Genomic DNA, 20,944 nt, shown 5'->3' with positions numbered 1-20,944 from the left:
CCAAACCCAAATCTTTGATGAAAACCTACAGCTGATAAGAAGCCGTTAAAGCCACTGCCAAAGCATCCGCAGCATCATCCGGCTTAGGAATTTCATCTAAATCCAACTCCCGCGCCACTGCTTCTTGCACTTCTGACTTATCAGCATTGCCATAGCCTGTTAAAGCTTGTTTAATTTGAGCTGGAGTAAACTCTACATAAGGAAGACGACGCTGCCCCAACACTAAAATAACTATACCCCGCGCCTGTGCAACCAGGATAGTACTTGACATCCGATAGAAGAATAGTTTCTCGATCGCCACTAAATCTGGTTGAAATTCCTCCATCACGGTGTGTAAATCATCAAACAAGGTACATAAGCGCTGTCCCATTTCTACATCTGCTGACGTTTTAATTACTCCAAAATCCAGCATATTTACTGTAGTCTCTGGTACTTTGTTGAGATTTTGTGTACAGCTAATTGCCCCAAATCCTAAAATTGCCAGTCCTGGATCTAATCCTAAAATTCGTTTTTCCATTAAATTCACTTTTATCAAGCCAGGGTATTGTTTAACTAGAAATCCTGGCAATCTTCACGACTTGCTCTTAGTCTAATAGGATTGATAAATATAATAGTTTCACGCCTGGTCTTTTAAACCAAGCGGTTTAAGGAGGCAGGAGGCAGGTGGTCACTTCGACTACGCTCAGTGACCACCTGCCCTCTGCCTTTCTTCGGTAAATTTTCTGTTAATTATTGTTTGTAGCACTGCTCCAAATCAGGTATGTCAATTGGTTTTCTCAGACAAGCCCTCAACGCCCTGCAAAAGCAGTCGCGCTCTCGTACTTATCGGGTTAACCAGTGGTTCAAATGGTTATCCCCTGGACTATCGGTAAAACGTTGGTTGTTAATTAGTGTTGGAGGTGTACTGCTGGCAAGTTTGGGGTTAGCCATTTGGATTAAGCTAACCCCAATTTTTTGGATGATTGAGTTGGTTAGAGGTTTCTTGGGAGTGATCGCCAACCTCTTACCGAACTATATTAGTGGGCCTTTGGTGCTGCTTGGCGGCTTGCTGTTGGTGCTTTGGGGGCAAACTCGCACCGTAGGCTCAATTACTAAGGTACTAAGAGCAGAAGGCGGAGAGGAACTCATTGATGTCTTGCTGGCCCATCGTCGATTGTACCGAGGCCCAAAAATAGTGGTAATTGGTGGTGGTACGGGACTTTCTATGTTGTTGAGGGGACTGAAAACCTACAGCGCTAATATTACTGCAATTGTCACTGTCGCCGATGATGGTGGATCTTCTGGGCGTTTGCGTCAAGAATTTGGAGTGCTACCACCAGGGGATATTCGCAATTGTTTGGCTGCACTAGCTGATGAAGAAAAGTTATTAACAGAATTGTTTCAATACCGTTTTCGGGCTGGAGATGGGTTAACTGGTCACAGTTTTGGCAATTTATTTTTAACGGCAATGAGTGATATTACTGGAGATTTAGAACAAGCAGTTGCAGCCAGTTCTAAAGTTCTAGCGGTGCGAGGACAAGTACTACCAGCAACTCTCAGTGATGTTCGCCTTTGGGCAGAATTAACCGATGGTCGTCGTATTGAGGGAGAGTCTAATATTCCCAAAGCTGGCGGTAAAATTGTCAAAATTGGCTGCATTCCGGCTAATCCTCCGGCGGTACCAGCAGCTATTAAGGCAATTAAAGAAGCTGATTATATCATTATTGGCCCAGGTAGCCTCTATACAAGCCTAATTCCTAATTTATTAGTACCAGAAATTGCCGATGCGATCGCTCAATCAGATGCCCCCCGTATTTATATCTGCAATATCATGACTCAACCAGGAGAAACTGAAGGCTACACTGTTGCCGATCATATCAGAGCAATTGATGCTGCTTGCGGACAAAGACGATTATTCGATGCTGTATTAATACACAAAAAATCCCCTTCGGAGCAATCACTTATCCGCTACGCCCAACAAAACTCCCATCCCGTTTTCCTCGATAGAGAAGCCGTAACTCAACTAGGGCGACGGATTGTTCCAGCTAATGTTTTGTATGAAGATGAAACAGGTTTTGTACGTCACAATCCGCAGAAACTAGCACAAGTGTTATTGCGGTGGTACGGTAGAAGTCAGTCCCTTCGGGTAATTCAAAATTCAAAATGACGCTCTCTACGAGATGCTAAAAGCGTAGTTTGCTTCTCTGTAAGAGTACACGGACTCGCTCTAAGCGTTAGCGCAGCCTCTCGTAGAGTAAGGCTTTACGCTGCGCTAAAAAAACTCAAGATTAAAGAAGAAGAAAATTTGTCATTTGTTTAGACTAATTAATAATAACTAATGCCCAATACCTAAATTATGAAAATTTTTCTTGCAGATACAGAAGCGACGCTGCGCTTAGGTATTACTCTTGGCGAATCCTTGACACCTGGCAGTGTAGTTTTACTAGAAGGTGATTTAGGCGCTGGTAAAACTACTTTAGTTCAAGGCATTGGTAAAGGTTTAGAAATTGCTGAACCCATTGTCAGTCCTACTTTCACGCTGATTAATGAGTACACTGAAGGACGCTTTCCTCTTTACCATCTGGATTTATATCGCTTGGAACCGCAAGAAGTCGCAACCCTAAATTTAGAAAGCTACTGGGAAGGTGTTGAAGTGATACCAGGAATTGTGGCAGTTGAATGGGCGGAACGATTGGCCTACAAACCAGATAGTTATTTGAGCGTGAGTTTGACTTATGGACATGAAGGCACTCGTCAAGTCGAACTCACACCATTCAATTGTGCCATTAGCGAAGTCATTGCCGCAATTTAAGCTCATCTCTCGCCTAAAGTACGAGGGATTTCAGTTTTTTGACCGCAACACTCAAAAATTCCTGCAAATAATCGAGAGAGAACTTTATACTCGTCCTATCTGCCACTACCACGTTCGCCACCGTCAGTTCCTAACATTGTTATCTCAACTAAAACAAAAATATTTAATCAGCTTTTCTTCAATAGAAAACTGGTAGTCAACTTTGCTGACACCTGCTCCTATAAATTTAGGAAAGTTCGCAACACACTGGCTTTCTTCAAAAGGGAGACTATTTTTTCTTTCACTCCCTTAAATCCAGGAGGGGTTATCTTATCCAAATAGTATTGAACCTAAAGTGATTCTCAACTAAACGGGATATAGGCATCTACTAGTTTTATTGCTGTAATAAGCAGTCAAAAACTGATTTAGATGGTTGGTATACGAATCAAGCAAGTGTAAATAAACTGTTGTTGGGGTCAATGAAAGTTTTGAGAGAACCTAGTCAGCTTCGATTGAATCCGATTAGTTCCCTACTGTGCGTCAAAAAAGGAATCTAGATTATTTAGCAGCGAATGCTAGTAAAAAAGTTAAGCAATCATCAGTTTATGTATAATTTTAACTTTTCTTACACTTAGTATTCCCAAGTTAAGTTCACAATCTATACAAAAAAATAAACTATTTTATAAATTTACAAAATTAGTTTTAATAATTTTAATTAGCAATAAATTCTTATATTCACATCTGTAATTAGCACCGATCTCAATAAAATATTTAACTAAAATATCTCGTATTTATACATATTTTATCTATGGTACTCGTATTAGATTTGTGAAAAAAACTCAGTACACTTTTATTCCTTCTTCCCTATTCTCCGCGCTGCATTGAGTTTCGGCTGCGCTCAACTACCGCTTGTCGTTGGCGCAGTCTCTCCAAGAGTTGTGTTCCCTATTCCTGTTCTCTCCCTACGCAAATAATTTCAGGAATCAAAGCGGATTCCTATAGAAAGACAAGACACGAAAAAAGCAAACCATCTAAAGATACAGGGTTTTATCTGTGGGCTGAACTCTTTGTTATATCTATCACTTCAGAGTCAAGTAAAAATGCTTAATCTACGATAAACGCCGTAGATTAAGCATTTTTGCAATGGATGGAGTCTTTTGTCGAACAAGTGCAGACTATTAGCTAGTCGAAGTTGCTTTCGTTACAAATCTTAATCAAAATTCTATTCCGATATATCGCGATATATTCCGATATATCGTATATTAGAGAAAGTTGATTTGAAATTCACTTATGTTTAGACATTTTCGGTCACGTTTTGGCGTACCTGCATGGGCAGGAGTTAGCGAAGAGGATTCATTGCTTGTCAGGTCTTGGTTTGAACATGGCAACCATCATGACAAGCATCATGGTAGACATCATGACAAACGCTTTGATAATGAAATGTTTGGTCGGGGTTGGGGAGATGAATATCGGACTCGTCGGGGTGACATCAAGTTCATTCTGCTGGAATTGTTATCCGAGCATCCTAGTCATGGTTACGACCTGATTAAAGAGATGGAAACTCGCTACGGTGGTTTCCGGCGCCTCAGTCCTGGCTCAGTGTATCCAACACTCCAATTGCTGGAAGAAGGAGGTTATCTCAAGAGCGCACAGGAAGGAGGCAAGCGGATTTATACAATTACGGATGAAGGTAAACAATTATTGGCAGAACGTACCCAACAAGAACCTTCAGATACTCCTTGGGATACCTTTAAAAGTTTTGTTACAGGTAAGCCCCAAGAGTTTATTGAGTTGCGGAATGCCGCTACAGAGTTAGCTGCTGCGGTGGTGCAGGTCGCTCGTAGTGGCAATATGGAGCGGATAAATCGGGTGCGAGAGCTTTTAGAGCAAGTTAAACGGGAAATTTACGCGATTCTGGCTGAAAAATAAGTAGAGGCTCGTATTAAGGACTTTAGTCCTTATTTTCTAAGCACTAAAGTGCTTACTACAAACCCTCTAGAGTTTCCCTACGCTGTTAATTGCATTAGCGTTCGCTGTCCAACATTTGCATTTGATGTTCATCATAACGAGTCCCTGCGATCGCAGATGCCTGAATTGCTGCTTCAATCTGGGTTAAGTCCTCTGGCGATAGGTTCACATCCAGAGCCGCCAACGATTCGGAAAGTTGGGTGCGCTTGCGTGCGCCGATGACTGGCACAATATTTCTGCCTTTTGCAAGTACCCAAGCAATAGCCAACTGCGAAGGAAGAACTCCTTTCTCGGCGGCAATTTGCTTTAGTTCTTCGATCGAGCGTTGATTCTGAGCAAGGTTTTCTTTACTAAAGCGTGGTAAGTAAGCACGGAAGTCTCCCTGTGTGGCTGGAATAGAGCCACTCAACAGCCCTCGTGAAAGCACACCATAGGCAGTCACACCAATACCAAGTTCTTCCAGTACAGGAAAAATCTCGCTCTCAGGACTACGGCTAATCAGGGAGTACTCGATTTGTAGGTCACTGATGGGGTGGATGGCATGGGCGCGGCGGATAGTGTCCGCTCCCACCTCCGATAGCCCGATATGTCGGACGTAGCCAGCCGTGACTAGCTCGGCGATCGCGCCGATGGTGTCTTCAATGGGAACTTGCGGGTCTAATCGAGCTGGGCGGTAGATGTCAATGTGGTCTACTCCCAATCGGGTAAGACTATAAGCGACAAAGTTTTTCACCGACGCGGGACAGGTATCTATACCAATCCATCCACCATCGGGAGTACGTAAAGCGCCGAATTTCACCGAAACCAGTGCTTTGTCTCGACGATCCTTGATTGCCCGACCAATTAGCATCTCATTGTGTCCGCTACCATAGAAATCGCCAGTATCCAGTAATGTAATCCCGCGATCGAGAGCTGCTTGGATAGTTGCAATGCTTTCGTTTTCGTCTGCTACGCCGTACATACCAGACATACCCATACATCCGAGAGCTAGGGGGAAAACAGTTAGACCTTTAGAACCAAGTTGGCGAGGTTGAATTTTATTTTGGGTAGTCATATAGGGGTTCTCAGTTGTTTTACTGCTAGCTTAGGTTGAAAATTCTCCGCATCTTTGCGTAACTATACGCTGCCTGTAGGACGGACGATAATCTCATTCACATCAACGTCATCCGGTTGTTCGATTGCAAAGGCGATCGCTCTGGCGATCGCTTCAGCCGGAAGCGCAATCTTGCGGAATTCCTGCATACCTTTGCCAGCTTCGGGGTCAGTAATGCTATCGGCTAGTTCTGACTCCGTTACGCCCGGCGAAATAACTGTAACGCGAATGTCAGTATTTTCCTGACGCAGCCCCTCCGAAATTGCCAACACCGCAAACTTAGTGGCAGAGTAAACGGCGCAGGTTGGCCAGACAGCGTGTCCGCCGATGGAGGACAGGTTGACGAACTGGCCAAATCCTTGGCGTTTCATCAGCGGTAGCCCAGCGGCGATGCCATTGAGTACGCCACGGATGTTCACGTCAATCATCCAGTCCCATTCATCAACTTTCAGCGCTTCTAGCTTTGAGAGCGGCATAACGCCTGCATTGTTAACGATGACATCAATGCGGCCAAATTTGCTCTGAGCAAATTCTACAAAGGCTTGGAAGTCGGCGCGATTAGTAACATCGAGGGTCTGATACTCCGCCGAGCCTCCTTCAGAGCGGATTGTAGCCACGAGGGTTTCTAGCCGCTCCGTGCGTCGTGCGCCCAGGATGACGTGGATGCCCTTACGAGCGAGTAGACGTGCTGTTGCCTCACCGATACCGCTGCTTGCGCCTGTAATTAGTACGACTTTCTGTTGATTGGTAGTCATAAAACCGGCTCTCCAAGTTGTTGTATTCTCTAGCACACTCTTAATCTAAGAGAGTCAAAGCTGGATGCGGTAATCTGAACCTCCAAAATTCTTGCCTAATCCTGCATTTTTCTTTATTGTTGCTCGTAAAAAGATAAACTGACCTCAGCAGCTAAATAGATTGCGGCTGCCCTGAATGTTGGTTTCATAAAGGATTTCAAACGACATTATGGAACAGACTGTTAGAAAACAGCAGTCCGAGCTAGCTGCTCTGATTGCACAAAACAGTAATGGAGATGGTGTCCATCCCACAGCGATCGAGCGGTTATTCTTGATCCGTTCCTCACAACCTACTGCGCCTCTCCATGCCCTGCATGAGCCTGCCCTGTGCATTGTCGCTCAGGGCAAGAAACAGGTAATGTTGGCAGACAATCTGTATGTTTATGGTCCAGACCAATATTTGGTGGTGTCCATCGATTTGCCTGTTGTCGGTCAAGTGATTGAAGCAACGCCAAGCGTTCCGTATCTGTGTCTTCGGCTCGATTTAGATATGGGAGAACTCAGCACGCTGATGATGGAGGCGAAACTAGAGGCTCCAGCGAACGAACCACCGGAACCAGGCTTGTCTATTAATCCTGTTAGCCCGCAACTACTTGATGCCGCAATCCGACTTGTACGATTGTTGGAAACGCCCCAAGATATTCCCATCCTCGCACCTTTGATTGTCCGAGAAATTCTCTACCGTTTGTTATCTGGCGAACATAGTGCTAGATTGCGACAGATTGCTTTAGTCGATAAACAACTCCAAGCAATTAGCAGAGCGATCAACTGGCTGAAATGGAACTACGAAAAACCATTTCGGATCGATACGATCGCTCGTGAAGCGCGCATGAGTCCCTCGTCGCTTCATCATCACTTCAAGTCAGTCACCACCATGAGTCCTTTGCAATATCAAAAACAACTTAGGCTTCAACAAGCCCGTCGTTTGATGCTGGGGCAAGGTATGGATGCGGCAACAGCTAGTCATTATGTGGGTTATGAAAGCCCCTCACAGTTCAGCCGTGAATACAGTCGCTTGTTCGGCGCACCACCGTTGCGTGATATGGCTCGGTTAAAAAGTGGAGTTTTTGGGGATGGGGGATGAGGGGCAGGGGAGCGGAGGGGCAGGGGAGCAGGGGAGCGTAGGAGAAGTAATAGTAAGTCTTTCCCCCTGCCCCTCGGTCACTGAGCGTAGCCGAAGTGCTGCCCCTCCGCCTCTTTGCCCAATGTCCTCAAAAATTAGAAGCGATCGCACTTAAATCTGGCTCGATGAGTGAGTTTAGCAATGTCCATAACTGCAAATCAGTAAAGTCTGGAATTGCCATAAATGCACCGACTGACTGCAAAATTTGCGGATCGTGGGTGGAGGCAATGCCAATGGTGCGAATATCTGCGCCCACTGCTGACCGAATACCGGAGGGAGAGTCTTCTAAAGCGATCGCTTCTTCTGCTGTAATCCCCAATTTATTCAGGGCAACTTGGTAGGGCACAGGATCGGGTTTTCCTGCAATACAATCATCCGCTAAAACAATTGTATGAAAAGCTTCTTTTATCCCCAAAACCTCTAGCATAAATTCTGCATTTAATCTAGGGGCATTAGTTACTAAGGCACGTTTTAATTGATGTGTTTCTGTCCATGCTAGTAGTTCAGAAAATCCACTTAGCGGTTTGAGATGTGGGGCGAGTTTGCGGAACAACGCCTCTTTTTCGTCTGCAAATTTTTGCCCTTCTGCTACTGATAATTGTGGCAGAATATCTTTAACAATTTCTGGATTTAACCTTCCACTAATTCGGGATTTATAAAATGTTTCATCTATTTCTATGCTGTAATTTAACAGCATTTCCCGCCAAGCTCGATAGTGTATGGGGTCAGTGTTGACAATAGTGCCGTCTAGGTCAAAGAGAATTGCAGCCAGCATAATTTTTCGGTAGAATGTAAATAATTGTTAACTTAATTTAAATAGTTTACATTGTTTTTTGTCTTTAGTGATTGTTCCTTTGTTAATACGGGGATTGGGGACTGGAGAATAAAATTTCAAGAGTCAGAAATTAATCTGCTAAATCCTAAAATCTATACTGGATAGGGCATATAAGGGCAGACATATAAAACCTCTCAAAAAACTGCCGTATAATTGATAACCTTCTTCGTAAGCAAATGGTAGCCGCCACAAACTTTTTTCGCGTTGACGATTTACTAGTGCAGATTTACAACTCTGAAGTCGAAATGGCTGAGGATGTTGCCGAAATCGTGCAAAAGTATTTACAGCAAGTTCTTAATCTTCAAGATACAGCTGCTGTATTGTTAGCTACAGGAAACTCCCAACTCAAATTTCTTGATGCTTTGATTGCATTGGGTGGTGTAGATTGGTCAAGGATTATTCTGTTCCATCTAGATGAATATTTGGGAATTACTGCCGATCATTCTGCTAGTTTTCGGCGTTATATGCGAGAACGTGTAGAAAAACGGGTTAATCCTAAGAAATTTCACTATATAGAAGGTGATACATTGCAACCAGTAGCAGAGTGCGATCGCTACACTAAATTATTGCAAGCACAACCAATTGACTTATGCTGTCTTGGTGTTGGCGAAAATGGACATTTAGCTTTTAACGATCCGGCTGTAGCAAATTTTCAAGATCCTTACAGCGTGAAGCTGGTAAAACTGGATACTGTGAATCGTCAGCAACAAGTAAATACAGGTCACTTTCCGAATTTAGAAACTGTGCCACAGTATGCTTTTACTGTCACCATTCCAACAATTACTTCAGCTAAAAAAATTATCTGTCTTGCTCCAGAAAAACGTAAAGCGAATGTTGTAAAAGAAATGCTGCAAAGTTATATTGGTAGAAACTGTCCGGCTTCTATTCTCCGTCAACAAACCCAAGCGACGTTGTTTTTAGATGTTAATTCTGCTAGCGTACTAGAATTACCTTAAACTTATCCATTTCCAAGCTAGTTATTGCAGCGATCGCTGGAATTGCATAAGGTAGTTTCAGTATACAGTAACGCTATGACTATTTAGCGAGATTTTATATCCCAATTCGCAAATACTGATACACTTTGTTCTAAAAATTTGATGTTTATAGAAGTCATAAACATCTCAAACTAATGAAATAAAAGTTTCTAAATACGCCAGTCATCAAAATTTGGCTTTATATTAAGCGACTGGCGAATCTAGCAAGCTTTGAAATGAAGGGTATAAATAACTTAATAGATACCCTTAACCATGCTCAAAAGTTCAAAAGTGCTAAATTCCAGCACCTGATTTCGCTTCAGTACCCATTGGCGAAACATAATCACGGAAAAGAGTAATCTGCTGCTCAAACTCTAATCCTTGAATTTTGCCAAACAAAGCTTTAGCTTCGGAAGGAAGTTGATAATCATTAGGTACAGGAATGATAGTGCCATTTTCCATTCCTTGAGATAATCGATACCAAAACAGAAGTTTTGTCGTATCACCCAAAGAGCCATACTCACGAGAAATTTGGGTATCTGCTTTATTAATCAAATCACGCTGAACTTGTAATTGTTGTTCGTGAGATAATTCCTTAACTTGATTAAATAAACCTTCAGCTATTTCTGGAGAAACAGTACTAGCTCCAGGAGCGGCTGGAGTAATCGAACCCCCCATTTCTTTATAGATAAACCAAAACAAAGCAAGTTGTTGATCTACATTTAACTGTTGCCAAGCTTGAACGTGTTCGCGAATAGTAGGATCGTTAGTTTGTGTGTATGTCATGATTAACTTCAATCGCAATTACTTATTTATTCTTAAGTAATGTTATCAAATGTACATTTTGAGTTTTACCCTACTGAAGACAGATGTCTGAAAATCATAAAGAAGATCGTTCAAAGCGAAAATAATGCTTGGCAAGTGCCAAATGAAAGAGTTAGCAATTAGAAGTCTGTTGCCAAATTGAATGATTGTTAAAAGGTATTTCCCTGGATAGATGTTACCTTGATTGTAATAGTGAATAAAAAAGCACTACTTGTTAATCTTTTAAATAGCTCAATAGACTTCTTGGCATTTGTCGGGAAAAGGTTCTGTATTGTCCCTTTCCCCTTTAACCTTTACCCTTTTCCCCAAGAATGCAAAAAGCACAAATGCCAAGAGGTCTAATTTACAACTTACGCATTGACAGAAGCAACCAATTGTGGATTAAATCTTGTTACAAGGCTCTGCACTGTAATCTTCTTGTGGGTAGGCTACCGTCTCCAGTCAAACAAAGAGGCAGCAATCTCTAATAAGCTATTTCTATGTTCTGTATGGGCAAGAGAACAATGGGAAATTAAGCTTTTTTCGACTTATATATACACTTTAGCTTGTTAAGGGAAGTGAGACAAAGCGTAGCTTTGGCTCTTTGAGGTTCTTTGTTTGTGATTTATGCAAGAAGTTTACTGTCTTCTCTACACGAAGTTGCGCGAAAGCAGTGATAGCGAGTTTGCGAACATTATTAGTAATTACAAATGACGAATCGTTAATCTCTAATTTTGCAGGTTGCGATCGCTCTTCATAATTCAGTTTTTAATTATTTTCTATAACTGTCTTAACTGTCTTAACTGTCATTGCATTTTTTTGAAGATAGCGAGAAAATACAAACTTGATATTCAAAAGCACAGAAACAACGCACCTTTAAAAACATTTATTCACCAATAATGCAATTATCTCAATCAATTCTATTCTTCGGGAGAAGAAAAAATTATGAATTCATTCAACGAAAGACAAAATTATATACTAACACAAGGTCAAGGGATTTATCTGTCTGGCACTCCCATTAAAACCGAAAATTTTTCTATTCAAAAGACTCTACGCAATGGTGGAAGAATCCGTTTCAAAATTCGTTATTCTGCTGAAATACAGGGTTTCTGTCTGCTAGAAATTTTTCTAATGAGAGCAAAAAATGGAACACTAACTGCTGGCATGACTATCCCCAATAGTGGTTCGACAGCTGGTTTTCAAGAACAAGAGCAAGAATTTGGTATTTGGGAGGCAGAAGATTATTACTTCTTTTTCAAAATGTCTTCCAATAATGGAAAATTTTATATCGAGGATTATCAGCTTTATTGGTCAAACAATTAATTATTTTTCGTTGGAAACCTTGTTTCTAATCTCTAGATGGTCGCCAAATAGGGCATTAAAGGGAGCCATTACGGTGAACTTTAGAGAAAGAGTCTGTGATAGTTTTTCTCAAGCACGTTTTTGCAATGATTTATATTCAAATTCAGTAACACCTATTTGTTTTCTAAAGTAAGCACGGTAGAGTTGACAACGCGGTAGGATGCGATCGCTTTCATAAGCGATCAAACCCAAGCTTTCGAGCTTATGAGCGTCAATGGGATTGAGAGAAATGCTTTGATTTGCGGCTACAACTTCAACATACGCCTTTACTAAACTAGGATTTTCTTGTAAGATTGCCCAGTGTCGCCATAGATGGTAGCGATAGATACCGCCGTTAGCGATCGCATCTTCTATCAGTTCTTCTAAGGTCATTCCTTGACAGCATAGATAATATAGAGCAATCCGAATCAGTGCTGGATGTCCCCCCACGAGAGACATCAGTTGGTTAACTTCATTATTAGAAGTCCAATCTAAGCCATGTCGTTGGGCTAAGTATTTTACTTGGTATTCAGTAAATTCTGGCAGACGTATCGGTAGTCCAATATTAAATGGAGAACGGTTGATATCCAGGGAGACATATACTTCTGTGGAGTAAACTACCACTAGTCTGAGTTTCTGCCAGTTGGAGTCTTGTCGTGCTTCTTCATACCAAGAGCGCAACAACCCAAAGAACTCTGGAGCAATTTCTGGATATTCAAAAAAGCGGTCAACCTCATTTAATACTAAAACTACTGGACTTTTGCACTGCTTGAGCAAATAAGATTGCAAATATAAACTGCAACTTAACTTACAACCTATTTCCTCATCCCAGTTTTCATCTAGCTTGGGTTCAATGTCTAATTCTGTTGCAATTTGCCAACAAAGAGAACGCAACAGTTTATTTAAATCTGTTAGACACCTTGAATCGATTTGGTTGCAATTCACGTTTACCGAGCGATAACTTTGCATCTTGGCAAAAGCTAACAGCCGCAGCACAAGAGAACTTTTTCCCATTTCTCTTGGTGCTCGAATCCGGATCACACAGCCTGGTTGAATTACTTCTCGATAAACAAGTTCCTCAATTGGGGGACGATCGACATAGAAGGGGGAATCTACAGGTACGGGGCCATCTGGGTATGACCAAAGATTTTCGAGATGGTTATGGTGTTGAGTCGCAAATGAATCCAAGGATAAAGACGTAAGTAATTTTCTTTCTTCTGTGTCTAAAATCATTGAAAGAACTTGAGAACCTTCAGTATGATTCTGCTCGCTCAGGATTCCATAGTCTTCCCTGCACAATTCTAGATTAAAGGCGCTAAAGCACAATTTCAAGGTTTTTTGATCTACGCCTGTATTCAACGACCATAATCGGTTGAGAGTTTTGGTAGATACCTTCATGCGATCGCCTAAATCTTCTAGAGTGAAGCGTTCTCCATTGTTTTCTACTTTTTCCATAGCCAGAATCGCCCCTTGTAAACGCTTTAGCCCAGCGATCGTTAGGACAAGTCCCCGCTTTCGCGTACTCTTAGATTGCTTCATATCATTAATTATCTATCTACTTTTTTTCTGACCGTCTTAGCTATCTCCTCATTGTTTCACGTTTTTAAGCAGTTATTGAACAGTTACTTACCCGTTCTTAAAATGTTTGCCAGTTAGTAAAAAAATATACGCTTTTATTTGAAGAGAGTTAGATGGGTAGGTATAAATAAACGCCACTACATCAATTGCCATTTTTGCTATTTCTATGGAAAGGAAAGGTGCTGACATTTCTGTATCAAGCATCCTTTACCATGTGCAAATAACAAATGACAAGTTTTAATAGTTCACTTTATTTGTACCGATTTATTAAGTGCTATAAAAAGTAACACCGTAGGAGAGGAATGGAAGTGAGGTATTTTGAATGCAGCAATAGGGGCGCATAGCTAATATGCGCCCCTACTAAAGACCTATATTTTAGGCAACTGAGAAACGCTACAATCTTTCATTAAGAAGAATAAGCGCGTTACCCAAGAAGTAGTTGAAGACTTTGTTGATTTAATACCAACGTCTCTATGCGTAACTAATTTATTGGCGAAAAGTTATTACTACTTGCTGCCAATAGGATATTTTGACGCATTTAGCGTGCAACTTTGTCTGTGATATTTCTGCCTGCCTTTGCCGCACTATTCCCTACATCACTAGCAGTTTCTTGAGCGCCCTCTACATACCCAGATCCAAATTCTTTGAAGGCTTCTCCTGACTGTTGTCCAATCTTCTGAAGTCGTTCGCCAGGAGAAGCTTCTGTTTCACGAGCATCTTTAAACCACTGCCCTACTGTTTTCGGTCTTTGAGCATCATTCTGCTCTACCTTTTCACGAACTCTCTCTTTTAAGCCTTTGTCACTTTGCCCATCACTAACATTCGTTGTCAGCATTAGGAAACCAACTAGGACAACAGCTAAAAAACCTTTTATCTGAAGTCCTTTAAGCAGAGAATTGATGTGACTAATCGTCCTAGAAATCAAATTTATCATGCTAATTAACTGATTTTTTGGGGTACTAGTAAAGACTAACTATAAAAAGGCAATCATCCTTCTAGCAAAAGGCATATCTTAGTTATAAAAAAGAAAGGCTTATTCAACCCTGGGGAAGAGAGAACTTATTTACGCTCTTTTGTGGATCTGAAAAAATACAATATTTGTAGATTGGGTTGAACAAAGTGAAACCCAACAAAAGCAAGGATTCTTGGTGTTAGGTTACTCTGCGGGAAGCCTCTTTGTGTCTACGTTCCTCAACTATAGCTACACCTGTATTTATAAAAACTAGTCACAACAAGGGTTTATGATTTTATCTGTCAAGATTTCTAGTCTGTTATTTGGTCTACTCACCTAACTCTATCCTTAACAGTTATTCGATGTTAGATAATTTTGTATCAAAGTCTACCTCTAACTCTTTCTCAACTGTTGTTAGCCCATTACTGAAAAGTATTATGCTCAAAAAACTACAACAATTCAAAGTAATTCTGGCTGATAAAAACTCAGATAATTTGGGTGATATTCCCATTCTTAAATCTGAGTTTATTGGTACTTAAGTTTCTCCAAAAGTCGCTTCCAAACTACAACCAGTAGTGGGATATTATCTCGCAATTGATTTGAACCAATTAAGCCAATATCCTCAAGGCACTTTTGGACGAGAATATGCCAATTATATGCAAGCAAATCAACTAAGAACCATTAAACATCAGCCCTGAACTAGAAGACGTTGCCAAACGTAATCTATTTGCTCTGCAATATTTAGTTACCCATGATATTTTTCCTGTCTTGCTTGATTTTGACATCACTTATGCGAGAGAAATTGCTGTACTTGCTTTTGCTGCTACACAAAACTACAGTAAATCACTCCAAATCGGTCTGTGCTTGGCTAGATTGCTCTATTCAATTTTAGCTCCCCAACAAATCAAAGCGATTTTCGACAACCTGGAGAAAGGGCGAGAACTAGGCAAGAAAGCTGATTTTCTGTTGGGCTACCGCTTTGAAGACCATTGGGAAGAACCAATTGACCATCTGAGAAACAAGTTGAGATTACCATAAATTTCCACAATTCATCTGAAAAAAGGATTTACTTGCTTAATACAGCCTTTTTACAAGCCCTGCTCTTTTTTTATAAAAAATGCTTGATATTGCTTAGGCTGCCAAATGTAGCGCTAAATACATTTTTAATGCTACATTTGGTTTTTAATACAGATATAAGCAAAAAAAACATATATCTTTAGGGTTAAGAATTATCTGTCTTAAGACATAAATATTTAATGGGTAATTCCTAAAGAGCTACTAATAACAATTAATATTCACAGACTTTTAGGTTAGAGACATTGTTTATCTGACTAAGTGGATTTATATGGTAGTCCTTAGATATTTGAAGGACTTGCAGATGACAAACTAATCCACATTTTTCCTTAACACGATAACTGCTTCAGGTGGAAAGTCAAAGGATGAAATACTGGATAACGAAATTAGTAATCTGTATAGTATTATTGTCTAACTTGTTTTTATCAAATGATTATGCAAAAGCAAACCAACTTTCAAATACTTCTAATATTGATGTACAGCAATTAAATACACTGCCAGTAGTTGAAAACGTAGCAAGTGCTGACAAGAATCTTGCTGAAATTAAAAAGGAAGATTTTTGCCGATTTAATGGGATTGTTAATCGGGTAAATAAACTAGAGGGACTCTTCACACTTTATTGCAGCGAGGATTCGGGAAAAGTTTTCTTAGAACTTAAGCCAGAGCAGCTAAATAAAGATTACTTAGCTATAGTAACATTGGAATCAGGCGTTGGAGAAAGTGGGATTTATAGTGGATTACCTCTCTCTGATTTTATCTTTTACTTCCAACGAGTAAATAATAGATTGCATTTTGTTGTGCGTAATGTAAAATTCCGTACAGATAGTATACCAGAACAGCGATCGCTTACTCGCTCATTTAGCGATTCAGTTCTTTATTCACTCGAAATAGCTACTATCGATCCAAAAAGTAAAAATATTCTGATCGACCTGAATGGGCTGTTAATGCAGGATTTACCTGGATTAACTCCTCTATTAAAATATTCTTTACAAGCTGATTATCGGTTAGATGTACGCAAGTCATATTTTGGTGATGTTAACAGCTTCCCAGAAAATGTAGAGATTGATTCGATTTACGGTTTTTCATCAATAGAAGGCTCAAATTTGATCGCTGTACCTGATAGTAGGGCACTCAATCTGAAGGTACACTATAGTTTTTCTCAGATTAGAGAAAACAATGGTTATATTCCCAGACTTGCTGATGACAGAGTTGGATATTTTACTACTGTTTTCCAAGATTTCTCTAATAATAATGCTCGCGAATCATTTGTACGTTATATTAATCGCTGGCATCTCGAACCGTCCAATCCCGATGCTCCCTTATCTCCACCCAAAAAACCAATTGTGTATTGGATTGAAAATGCTGTACCACTAGAATACCGCGATGCGATTCGTGAAGGCGTTTTGATGTGGAACAAAGCATTTGAAAAAGCTGGATTTCAAAATGCCATTGAAGTGCAGCAAATGCCAGATGATGCTAATTGGAAACCAGCAGATGTACATTACAACACCATTCGCTGGTTCAATTCTTTAGATGCAGGTTTTGCCAAAGGGCCGATGCGCGTCAACCCATTTACCGGAGAAATATTGGATGCAGATATCATTGTGGATGCCAATATGGTGCGCTTAGTTCAGCAAGAATATCACGCACTGATGGAGGCAAATTCATGTCAAGAAAATACGAAAGGACGTGAAGACGCGGGGAAATTCCTGGATAAATTTGTCTCCTCTTCCTCTGCTGACTTTTTCTCCTCAGAGTCCTGCTATGGTATGGAATCTTCAAATCAAGCAGCTATGGGGGCGCTGGCGTTATCAATGTTGCCAGACACTACACATAGTAGTGAAACGATTAAGGAGTATGTGCATCAATATTTGCGTTCTCTCATCGCTCACGAAGTCGGGCACACTCTGGGTTTGCGCCACAACTTTTACGGCAGCACCATGTTAGCGCCAGAAGAATTAAATAATACTGAAATCACTCGCACCAAAGGTTTAGTGGGTTCGGTGATGGACTATGTACCTGTAAACATAGCACCACAGGGAGTACAGCAAGGTGACTATTTCCCAAGAGTTATTGGGCCTTATGACGAATGGGCAATTGAGTATGGTTATAAAAGATTTCCATCAACAGCCCTTGAGGTAACTATTCCAGAATCAGAAAAAAGTTTTTTAGACCAGATAGCCCTAGCGTCGCCTCAACCAGAATTATCTTATGCAAGCGATGAAGATATCTGGGACATCAATCCTTTAGCAAATGTCTGGGATATGAGTAGTGATGTGCTACTTTATTCGCAGTGGCAAATGGATAATGCTCGTTTTATGTGGCAGCGTCTTGATAAGGGTTATCTATCGAAAGGCGAAAGCTATAGTAACCTGCGCCTTAAGTTTAATAGAGTACTTAAATATTATTTTCGGAACGCCACTTTGCTTTCTAAATACATTGGTGGACAATCGTTTCGGCGTCTCCATACTAGTAATGATGGTGCTTGGGCATTTGTACCTGTTTCACTTTTAAAACAACGTCAAGCATTGACAAAATTGCAAGAATATGTATTTGCAGACGATGCTTTTAGTTTTTCACCACAATTGCTCAATCAACTAGCACCATCGCGTTGGGAAAACTGGGGCAATTCTGCACCTAATAACCGCCTTGATTATCCAATTCACGATCGCATTTTGGGTTTTCAAAGTACGATATTGCGATCGCTATTAGACAGCGATCGTCTGAATCGGTTACAAGATATAGAATTAAAAACTCTGCCTGGAGAAGCGCTTTCCATACCAGAACTATTCGACACCCTGCAAACAGGCATCTGGACAGAAGTTTTCGCCTCCAGAGAACCAAAGCCAATTTCTAGCATCCGCCGTTCATTGCAACGAGAACATCTGAATATTTTGTTAGAGATGATGTTGGGTACTACTAATACACCTGAAGACGGTCGGACATTGGCTTGGTATGAATTGCGCCAACTGCAAAAAGCCATTGATGCCAGACTTAAACAACTTGGCGAAAGCCTTGATATTTACACCTTAGCTCACTTAGAAGCTTCTGGCGATCGCATTACTAAAGCATTAAACGCACAGTTACTTTCTAAATAGTCATTTGTCATTAGTTATTCTCCCCTGCCCCTCGGTCACTGAGCGTAGCCGAAGTGCTGCCCCCCTACTTCCCACTCACCCAAGATACCGCTGCAATAAACCAATGAAAACTTCTGGTATTTCCAAATGAGGTAATATTCCGGCATCTGCGATCGCATAAAAATCTCGAATTGCTCTTGGATTTAAATTTGCCAAGCGTTGCCCTAATTTAATGTTGGTAAATTGTGCCTTTTCTCCCCAAAAAATAACGGTGGGAATTGTCAGTTGTTGAATATATAAACTCAGATCGAAGTAAAGATCGCCCCGCAAAAATGCCAAAGCAGCAAACTTGGCATTAGCTTGTTGTGCCGAGGTTAAATAAGCCTCCACCATTTCTTGAGATACTCGTTGGGACTTAGCAAAGAGAAAACTTTGTAAAAAATTTCGGACTGCAATTTCATTTTCAGCACCAAGCATATAAATAAAATTGTCCAACAGAGGCACATTGATTACCGAAAGCGGAAGTCTGCGTCCAGCACCCTGCCCAAAATCATCAAATCCAGAGGGGGAAACTAAAAACAGTGCTTTAAATAAATTGGGTTGAACAATAGCTAGGCGAATAGCAAAAGCGGCTGTGAGAGATGAGGCTACCACTGTCACCGGCTGGCGACAAGTTTGGATGATAAACTCTGCGATCGTGCTGAGATAATCCCTAATTTTATAATCCCGCACTGGATGGGCCGATTCTCCCCAGCCGATTAAATCGGGGGCTAAAATGCGATAATTAGAAGCAAAAGCTGGGTAAACTTTAGACCACTCATAAGCAGATGCTCCACCACCAAAGTTATGGAGAAATAGTAGTGGGGGTAAATCTTCAGTGTCAGCAATTGTCCAAGGTGCATTCGTTTGAGTATAGTAAACCATTGCTCCCAAGGATGTATGGATAACTTTATGTCCAAAGCCAGGAGGTTGAAACTGAAGCATAAAATTAAAAAGTTTAGTTTATTTGAATTTACATACAGTCAAACTAATTCAGGATTCAAAATACATCAGTCTGAATAGCTAAAGAATCAGGAGAAGATTTGATGAATCAATATATAGCAAAATTCAGTAGTCAGAATGGGCTACGCCGCATTCATAATTTACCCTTGTTTTTTCTCGGCATCTCCTGTGATTTGCACAAGTTGATGAAGGTTATCACCACTAATATGATATGCTCCCCCAAAACCAACTACAAAACGACCTTCACTTGGGGTTAGCCGGAAAATCCGAAAATCAGATAAGCCGCGCAAAACCTCGATAATTTCACCAAACCGCCCTTGAAATTGCTCAACAATTTGATTCCACTTATCAGTTTCACGCTCTATCAAAGTTGCCGTGCAATCAAAACTCAAACGACGACGGGCAAAAATTAGATTACTTTTAGCTTCATCCTCAATAAACAAGACACTAACATGAGGATTAGCATAGAGGTTTTTGGTATGAGTCGAAAGACCACTGACGTAAATGTAGATATTTTTAGAATCATCCATTACAAAAGGAGCATAACTAGCATTGGGTATTGACTGCGCGCTCACAGTGCTAATAATTACACTCTCAAATGCTTCAGGAAACTTTTCGTACTCAGCTTGAATATTTTCAAGTTGACTCATAAGTAAATTACCACGCTTATTAGGAACACCTAATTAAGTATCTTAACGTGATTGAGCGATGTCTAGGATGGGCTACAGCTACGCATGGAATGCCCAAAAATAAAAGCGATCGCTCCCTTTTAACTCAAGAGCGATCGCTAATTTTTGGATTACTGAATACAGCTTAAGCAGCAACAGGTTCCAACAATTTAATGTCAGAGAAAATAAATTCCTGAGTAGAAAATTCTCCTGCTGTCTCGGTGCGAATCTCCCGACGATTTAGGATGAAATAGTCACCAACTTTTTCATACTCATCAATAAATTCGCTTCTACCGCCTTTTTGTTCCCCAGTTTTGGGGTCGTGGTACACAGAGTCATACTCGTGAGACAAGTAGCCTTCCCCAGTGTCGTGACTGCTAAAGGTGTCAATCGTCACGTAAGTACCGTGGATTAGACGGTGAACGTGGCAGACTTCATTATTGCGGACTTTGTATTTATCGCCTTCAGCCTTACCACCCATTAAAAGCTCAACCGCACCAGTTTCGTCAGTTTTACCATAGCTAAACGTATTGGCGCTGTGGGTGTCTTCAAAGCTGCGGCGGACGCGGTGAATTGCTATCTCCCAGGCTTGACCATGAATTGCTTTCTGGGCTGACTCATCATCTACATCCAAAACTTCGGCTTTGAGATTGGCAGTGATGATAACTTTGCCTGCAAACACTTTATCATCATGCTTATAGGTAATATTTGCAGTATAACCAGGGAAATTCTTGTCCCAAGTATAGCGGTTTTCATAAGCAGCCCGGAAAAGTTCCTGAGCAGAGAGTTGTGTAACTGTCATGTGCTTCTCCTAGTCGCTACTGTAATTAGCGTTTTAGTTTCCTTGGTATTAGCATAGAAGTAATTGTTGAGGCTTGGATAGTCCCCAAC

At 41.0% G+C, this 20,944-nt stretch carries 19 protein-coding genes; 9 read left to right on the top strand and 10 right to left on the bottom strand.

All coding sequences use genetic code 11. From position 1 onward, the window contains the following. Nucleotides 1–25: 25 nt before the first annotated feature. Entirely contained in the window at nt 26–517 is a 492-nt protein-coding gene (gene ruvC / locus V7K45_RS12275) for a crossover junction endodeoxyribonuclease RuvC (protein WP_322638139.1), read from the bottom strand. A 243-nt stretch (nt 518–760) separates the two neighbouring features. Here ruvC and V7K45_RS12270 point away from each other — a divergent pair, with 243 nt between their 5' ends. The 3 genes from V7K45_RS12270 (at nt 761) to V7K45_RS12260 (ending at nt 4,699) form a co-directional block, all read left to right on the top strand. Beyond that, nucleotides 761–2,146, top strand: coding sequence for a gluconeogenesis factor YvcK family protein (locus V7K45_RS12270; RefSeq protein ID WP_335003709.1), 1,386 nt, complete (start codon nt 761–763; stop codon nt 2,144–2,146). A gap of 189 nt (nt 2,147–2,335) precedes the next feature. Continuing rightward, complete coding sequence (tsaE, locus tag V7K45_RS12265) at nt 2,336–2,791, top strand: tRNA (adenosine(37)-N6)-threonylcarbamoyltransferase complex ATPase subunit type 1 TsaE (protein WP_335003707.1); 456 nt, start codon at nt 2,336–2,338, stop codon at nt 2,789–2,791. 1,269 nt (nt 2,792–4,060) lie between these two features. Further along, nucleotides 4,061–4,699: a PadR family transcriptional regulator gene (locus V7K45_RS12260; RefSeq protein WP_335003705.1), complete on the top strand. Its 639-nt coding sequence runs from the start codon at nt 4,061–4,063 to the stop codon at nt 4,697–4,699. Between the two features lie 94 nt (nt 4,700–4,793). Here V7K45_RS12260 and V7K45_RS12255 read toward each other — a convergent pair whose 3' ends face one another. Together V7K45_RS12255 and V7K45_RS12250 are read right to left on the bottom strand one after the other, a co-directional pair. Then, the gene (locus V7K45_RS12255; protein ID WP_335003703.1) at nt 4,794–5,792 is read right to left on the bottom strand and encodes an aldo/keto reductase; all 999 of its coding nucleotides are present in this window, start codon (nt 5,790–5,792) and stop codon (nt 4,794–4,796) included. Between the two features lie 62 nt (nt 5,793–5,854). Then, the gene (locus V7K45_RS12250) at nt 5,855–6,586 is read right to left on the bottom strand and encodes an SDR family oxidoreductase (RefSeq protein WP_335003701.1); all 732 of its coding nucleotides are present in this window, start codon (nt 6,584–6,586) and stop codon (nt 5,855–5,857) included. A 208-nt stretch (nt 6,587–6,794) separates the two neighbouring features. Here V7K45_RS12250 and V7K45_RS12245 point away from each other — a divergent pair, with 208 nt between their 5' ends. Further along, nucleotides 6,795–7,709: an AraC family transcriptional regulator gene (locus V7K45_RS12245; protein ID WP_335003699.1), complete on the top strand. Its 915-nt coding sequence runs from the start codon at nt 6,795–6,797 to the stop codon at nt 7,707–7,709. A 127-nt stretch (nt 7,710–7,836) separates the two neighbouring features. Here V7K45_RS12245 and V7K45_RS12240 read toward each other — a convergent pair whose 3' ends face one another. After that, the gene (locus V7K45_RS12240; protein ID WP_335003697.1) at nt 7,837–8,523 is read right to left on the bottom strand and encodes an HAD family hydrolase; all 687 of its coding nucleotides are present in this window, start codon (nt 8,521–8,523) and stop codon (nt 7,837–7,839) included. Between the two features lie 236 nt (nt 8,524–8,759). Here V7K45_RS12240 and V7K45_RS12235 point away from each other — a divergent pair, with 236 nt between their 5' ends. Then, nucleotides 8,760–9,539, top strand: a complete 780-nt coding sequence (locus V7K45_RS12235) for a glucosamine-6-phosphate deaminase (RefSeq protein ID WP_335003695.1) — start codon at nt 8,760–8,762, stop codon at nt 9,537–9,539. Between the two features lie 312 nt (nt 9,540–9,851). On the opposite strand, the gene V7K45_RS12230 is transcribed toward V7K45_RS12235, so the two are convergent. Beyond that, the gene (locus V7K45_RS12230) at nt 9,852–10,343 is read right to left on the bottom strand and encodes an orange carotenoid protein N-terminal domain-containing protein (protein WP_335003693.1); all 492 of its coding nucleotides are present in this window, start codon (nt 10,341–10,343) and stop codon (nt 9,852–9,854) included. Nucleotides 10,344–11,306: 963 nt separating this feature from the next. Between V7K45_RS12230 and V7K45_RS12225 the strand changes: the two genes are divergently transcribed. After that, nucleotides 11,307–11,684, top strand: a complete 378-nt coding sequence (locus tag V7K45_RS12225; RefSeq protein WP_335003691.1) for a hypothetical protein — start codon at nt 11,307–11,309, stop codon at nt 11,682–11,684. A 108-nt stretch (nt 11,685–11,792) separates the two neighbouring features. Here the strand turns inward: V7K45_RS12225 and V7K45_RS12220 are convergent, their stop codons facing one another. Together V7K45_RS12220 and V7K45_RS12215 are read right to left on the bottom strand one after the other, a co-directional pair. After that, nucleotides 11,793–13,241, bottom strand: coding sequence for an AAA-like domain-containing protein (locus V7K45_RS12220; RefSeq protein ID WP_335003689.1), 1,449 nt, complete (start codon nt 13,239–13,241; stop codon nt 11,793–11,795). 577 nt (nt 13,242–13,818) lie between these two features. After that, nucleotides 13,819–14,214: a hypothetical protein gene (locus V7K45_RS12215; protein ID WP_335003687.1), complete on the bottom strand. Its 396-nt coding sequence runs from the start codon at nt 14,212–14,214 to the stop codon at nt 13,819–13,821. A gap of 593 nt (nt 14,215–14,807) precedes the next feature. On the opposite strand from V7K45_RS12215, the gene V7K45_RS32980 reads away from it, so the two are divergent. From V7K45_RS32980 to V7K45_RS12205, 3 genes are all read left to right on the top strand, one after another. Then, on the top strand, nt 14,808–14,930 hold the full coding sequence (locus V7K45_RS32980) for a Coq4 family protein (RefSeq protein ID WP_442941986.1): 123 nt from the start codon (nt 14,808–14,810) through the stop codon (nt 14,928–14,930). A gap of 70 nt (nt 14,931–15,000) precedes the next feature. After that, on the top strand, nt 15,001–15,270 hold the full coding sequence (locus V7K45_RS12210; RefSeq protein ID WP_335003685.1) for a Coq4 family protein: 270 nt from the start codon (nt 15,001–15,003) through the stop codon (nt 15,268–15,270). Between the two features lie 401 nt (nt 15,271–15,671). Further along, nucleotides 15,672–18,404, top strand: coding sequence for a zinc-dependent metalloprotease (locus V7K45_RS12205; protein WP_335003683.1), 2,733 nt, complete (start codon nt 15,672–15,674; stop codon nt 18,402–18,404). 75 nt (nt 18,405–18,479) lie between these two features. On the opposite strand, the gene V7K45_RS12200 is transcribed toward V7K45_RS12205, so the two are convergent. From V7K45_RS12200 to V7K45_RS12190, 3 genes are all read right to left on the bottom strand, one after another. Then, on the bottom strand, nt 18,480–19,367 hold the full coding sequence (locus V7K45_RS12200; RefSeq protein ID WP_335003681.1) for an alpha/beta fold hydrolase: 888 nt from the start codon (nt 19,365–19,367) through the stop codon (nt 18,480–18,482). Nucleotides 19,368–19,525: 158 nt separating this feature from the next. After that, nucleotides 19,526–20,035: a HugZ family pyridoxamine 5'-phosphate oxidase gene (locus V7K45_RS12195; RefSeq protein WP_335003679.1), complete on the bottom strand. Its 510-nt coding sequence runs from the start codon at nt 20,033–20,035 to the stop codon at nt 19,526–19,528. A 163-nt stretch (nt 20,036–20,198) separates the two neighbouring features. Next, the gene (locus V7K45_RS12190) at nt 20,199–20,855 is read right to left on the bottom strand and encodes a DUF3386 domain-containing protein (protein WP_335003677.1); all 657 of its coding nucleotides are present in this window, start codon (nt 20,853–20,855) and stop codon (nt 20,199–20,201) included. Nucleotides 20,856–20,944 lie beyond the last annotated feature (89 nt).

It is taken from the genome of Nostoc sp. (assembly GCF_036917375.1).
Lineage (GTDB): Bacteria > Cyanobacteriota > Cyanobacteriia > Cyanobacteriales > Nostocaceae > Nostoc.
The sequence above is the reverse complement of the archived record's forward strand: the minus strand, read 5'-3'. Positions and strand labels throughout refer to the sequence as shown.

Bases quoted from the DNA above. Each gene is read 5' to 3' on its own strand.
- V7K45_RS12235 (WP_335003695.1), top strand. From the start codon at position 8,760: ATGGTAGCCGCCACAAACTTTTTTCGCGTTGACGATTTACTAGTGCAG.
- V7K45_RS12220 (WP_335003689.1), bottom strand. From the start codon at position 13,241: ATGAAGCAATCTAAGAGTACGCGAAAGCGGGGACTTGTCCTAACGATC.
- V7K45_RS12195 (WP_335003679.1), bottom strand. From the start codon at position 20,035: ATGAGTCAACTTGAAAATATTCAAGCTGAGTACGAAAAGTTTCCTGAA.
- tsaE (WP_335003707.1), top strand. From the start codon at position 2,336: ATGAAAATTTTTCTTGCAGATACAGAAGCGACGCTGCGCTTAGGTATT.
- V7K45_RS12240 (WP_335003697.1), bottom strand. From the start codon at position 8,523: ATGCTGGCTGCAATTCTCTTTGACCTAGACGGCACTATTGTCAACACT.
- V7K45_RS12270 (WP_335003709.1), top strand. From the start codon at position 761: ATGTCAATTGGTTTTCTCAGACAAGCCCTCAACGCCCTGCAAAAGCAG.
- V7K45_RS12225 (WP_335003691.1), top strand. From the start codon at position 11,307: ATGAATTCATTCAACGAAAGACAAAATTATATACTAACACAAGGTCAA.
- V7K45_RS12205 (WP_335003683.1), top strand. From the start codon at position 15,672: ATGAAATACTGGATAACGAAATTAGTAATCTGTATAGTATTATTGTCT.
- ruvC (WP_322638139.1), bottom strand. From the start codon at position 517: ATGGAAAAACGAATTTTAGGATTAGATCCAGGACTGGCAATTTTAGGA.
- V7K45_RS12200 (WP_335003681.1), bottom strand. From the start codon at position 19,367: ATGCTTCAGTTTCAACCTCCTGGCTTTGGACATAAAGTTATCCATACA.
- V7K45_RS12245 (WP_335003699.1), top strand. From the start codon at position 6,795: ATGGAACAGACTGTTAGAAAACAGCAGTCCGAGCTAGCTGCTCTGATT.
- V7K45_RS12230 (WP_335003693.1), bottom strand. From the start codon at position 10,343: ATGACATACACACAAACTAACGATCCTACTATTCGCGAACACGTTCAA.
- V7K45_RS12250 (WP_335003701.1), bottom strand. From the start codon at position 6,586: ATGACTACCAATCAACAGAAAGTCGTACTAATTACAGGCGCAAGCAGC.
- V7K45_RS12215 (WP_335003687.1), bottom strand. From the start codon at position 14,214: ATGATAAATTTGATTTCTAGGACGATTAGTCACATCAATTCTCTGCTT.
- V7K45_RS12260 (WP_335003705.1), top strand. From the start codon at position 4,061: ATGTTTAGACATTTTCGGTCACGTTTTGGCGTACCTGCATGGGCAGGA.
- V7K45_RS12255 (WP_335003703.1), bottom strand. From the start codon at position 5,792: ATGACTACCCAAAATAAAATTCAACCTCGCCAACTTGGTTCTAAAGGT.
- V7K45_RS12190 (WP_335003677.1), bottom strand. From the start codon at position 20,855: ATGACAGTTACACAACTCTCTGCTCAGGAACTTTTCCGGGCTGCTTAT.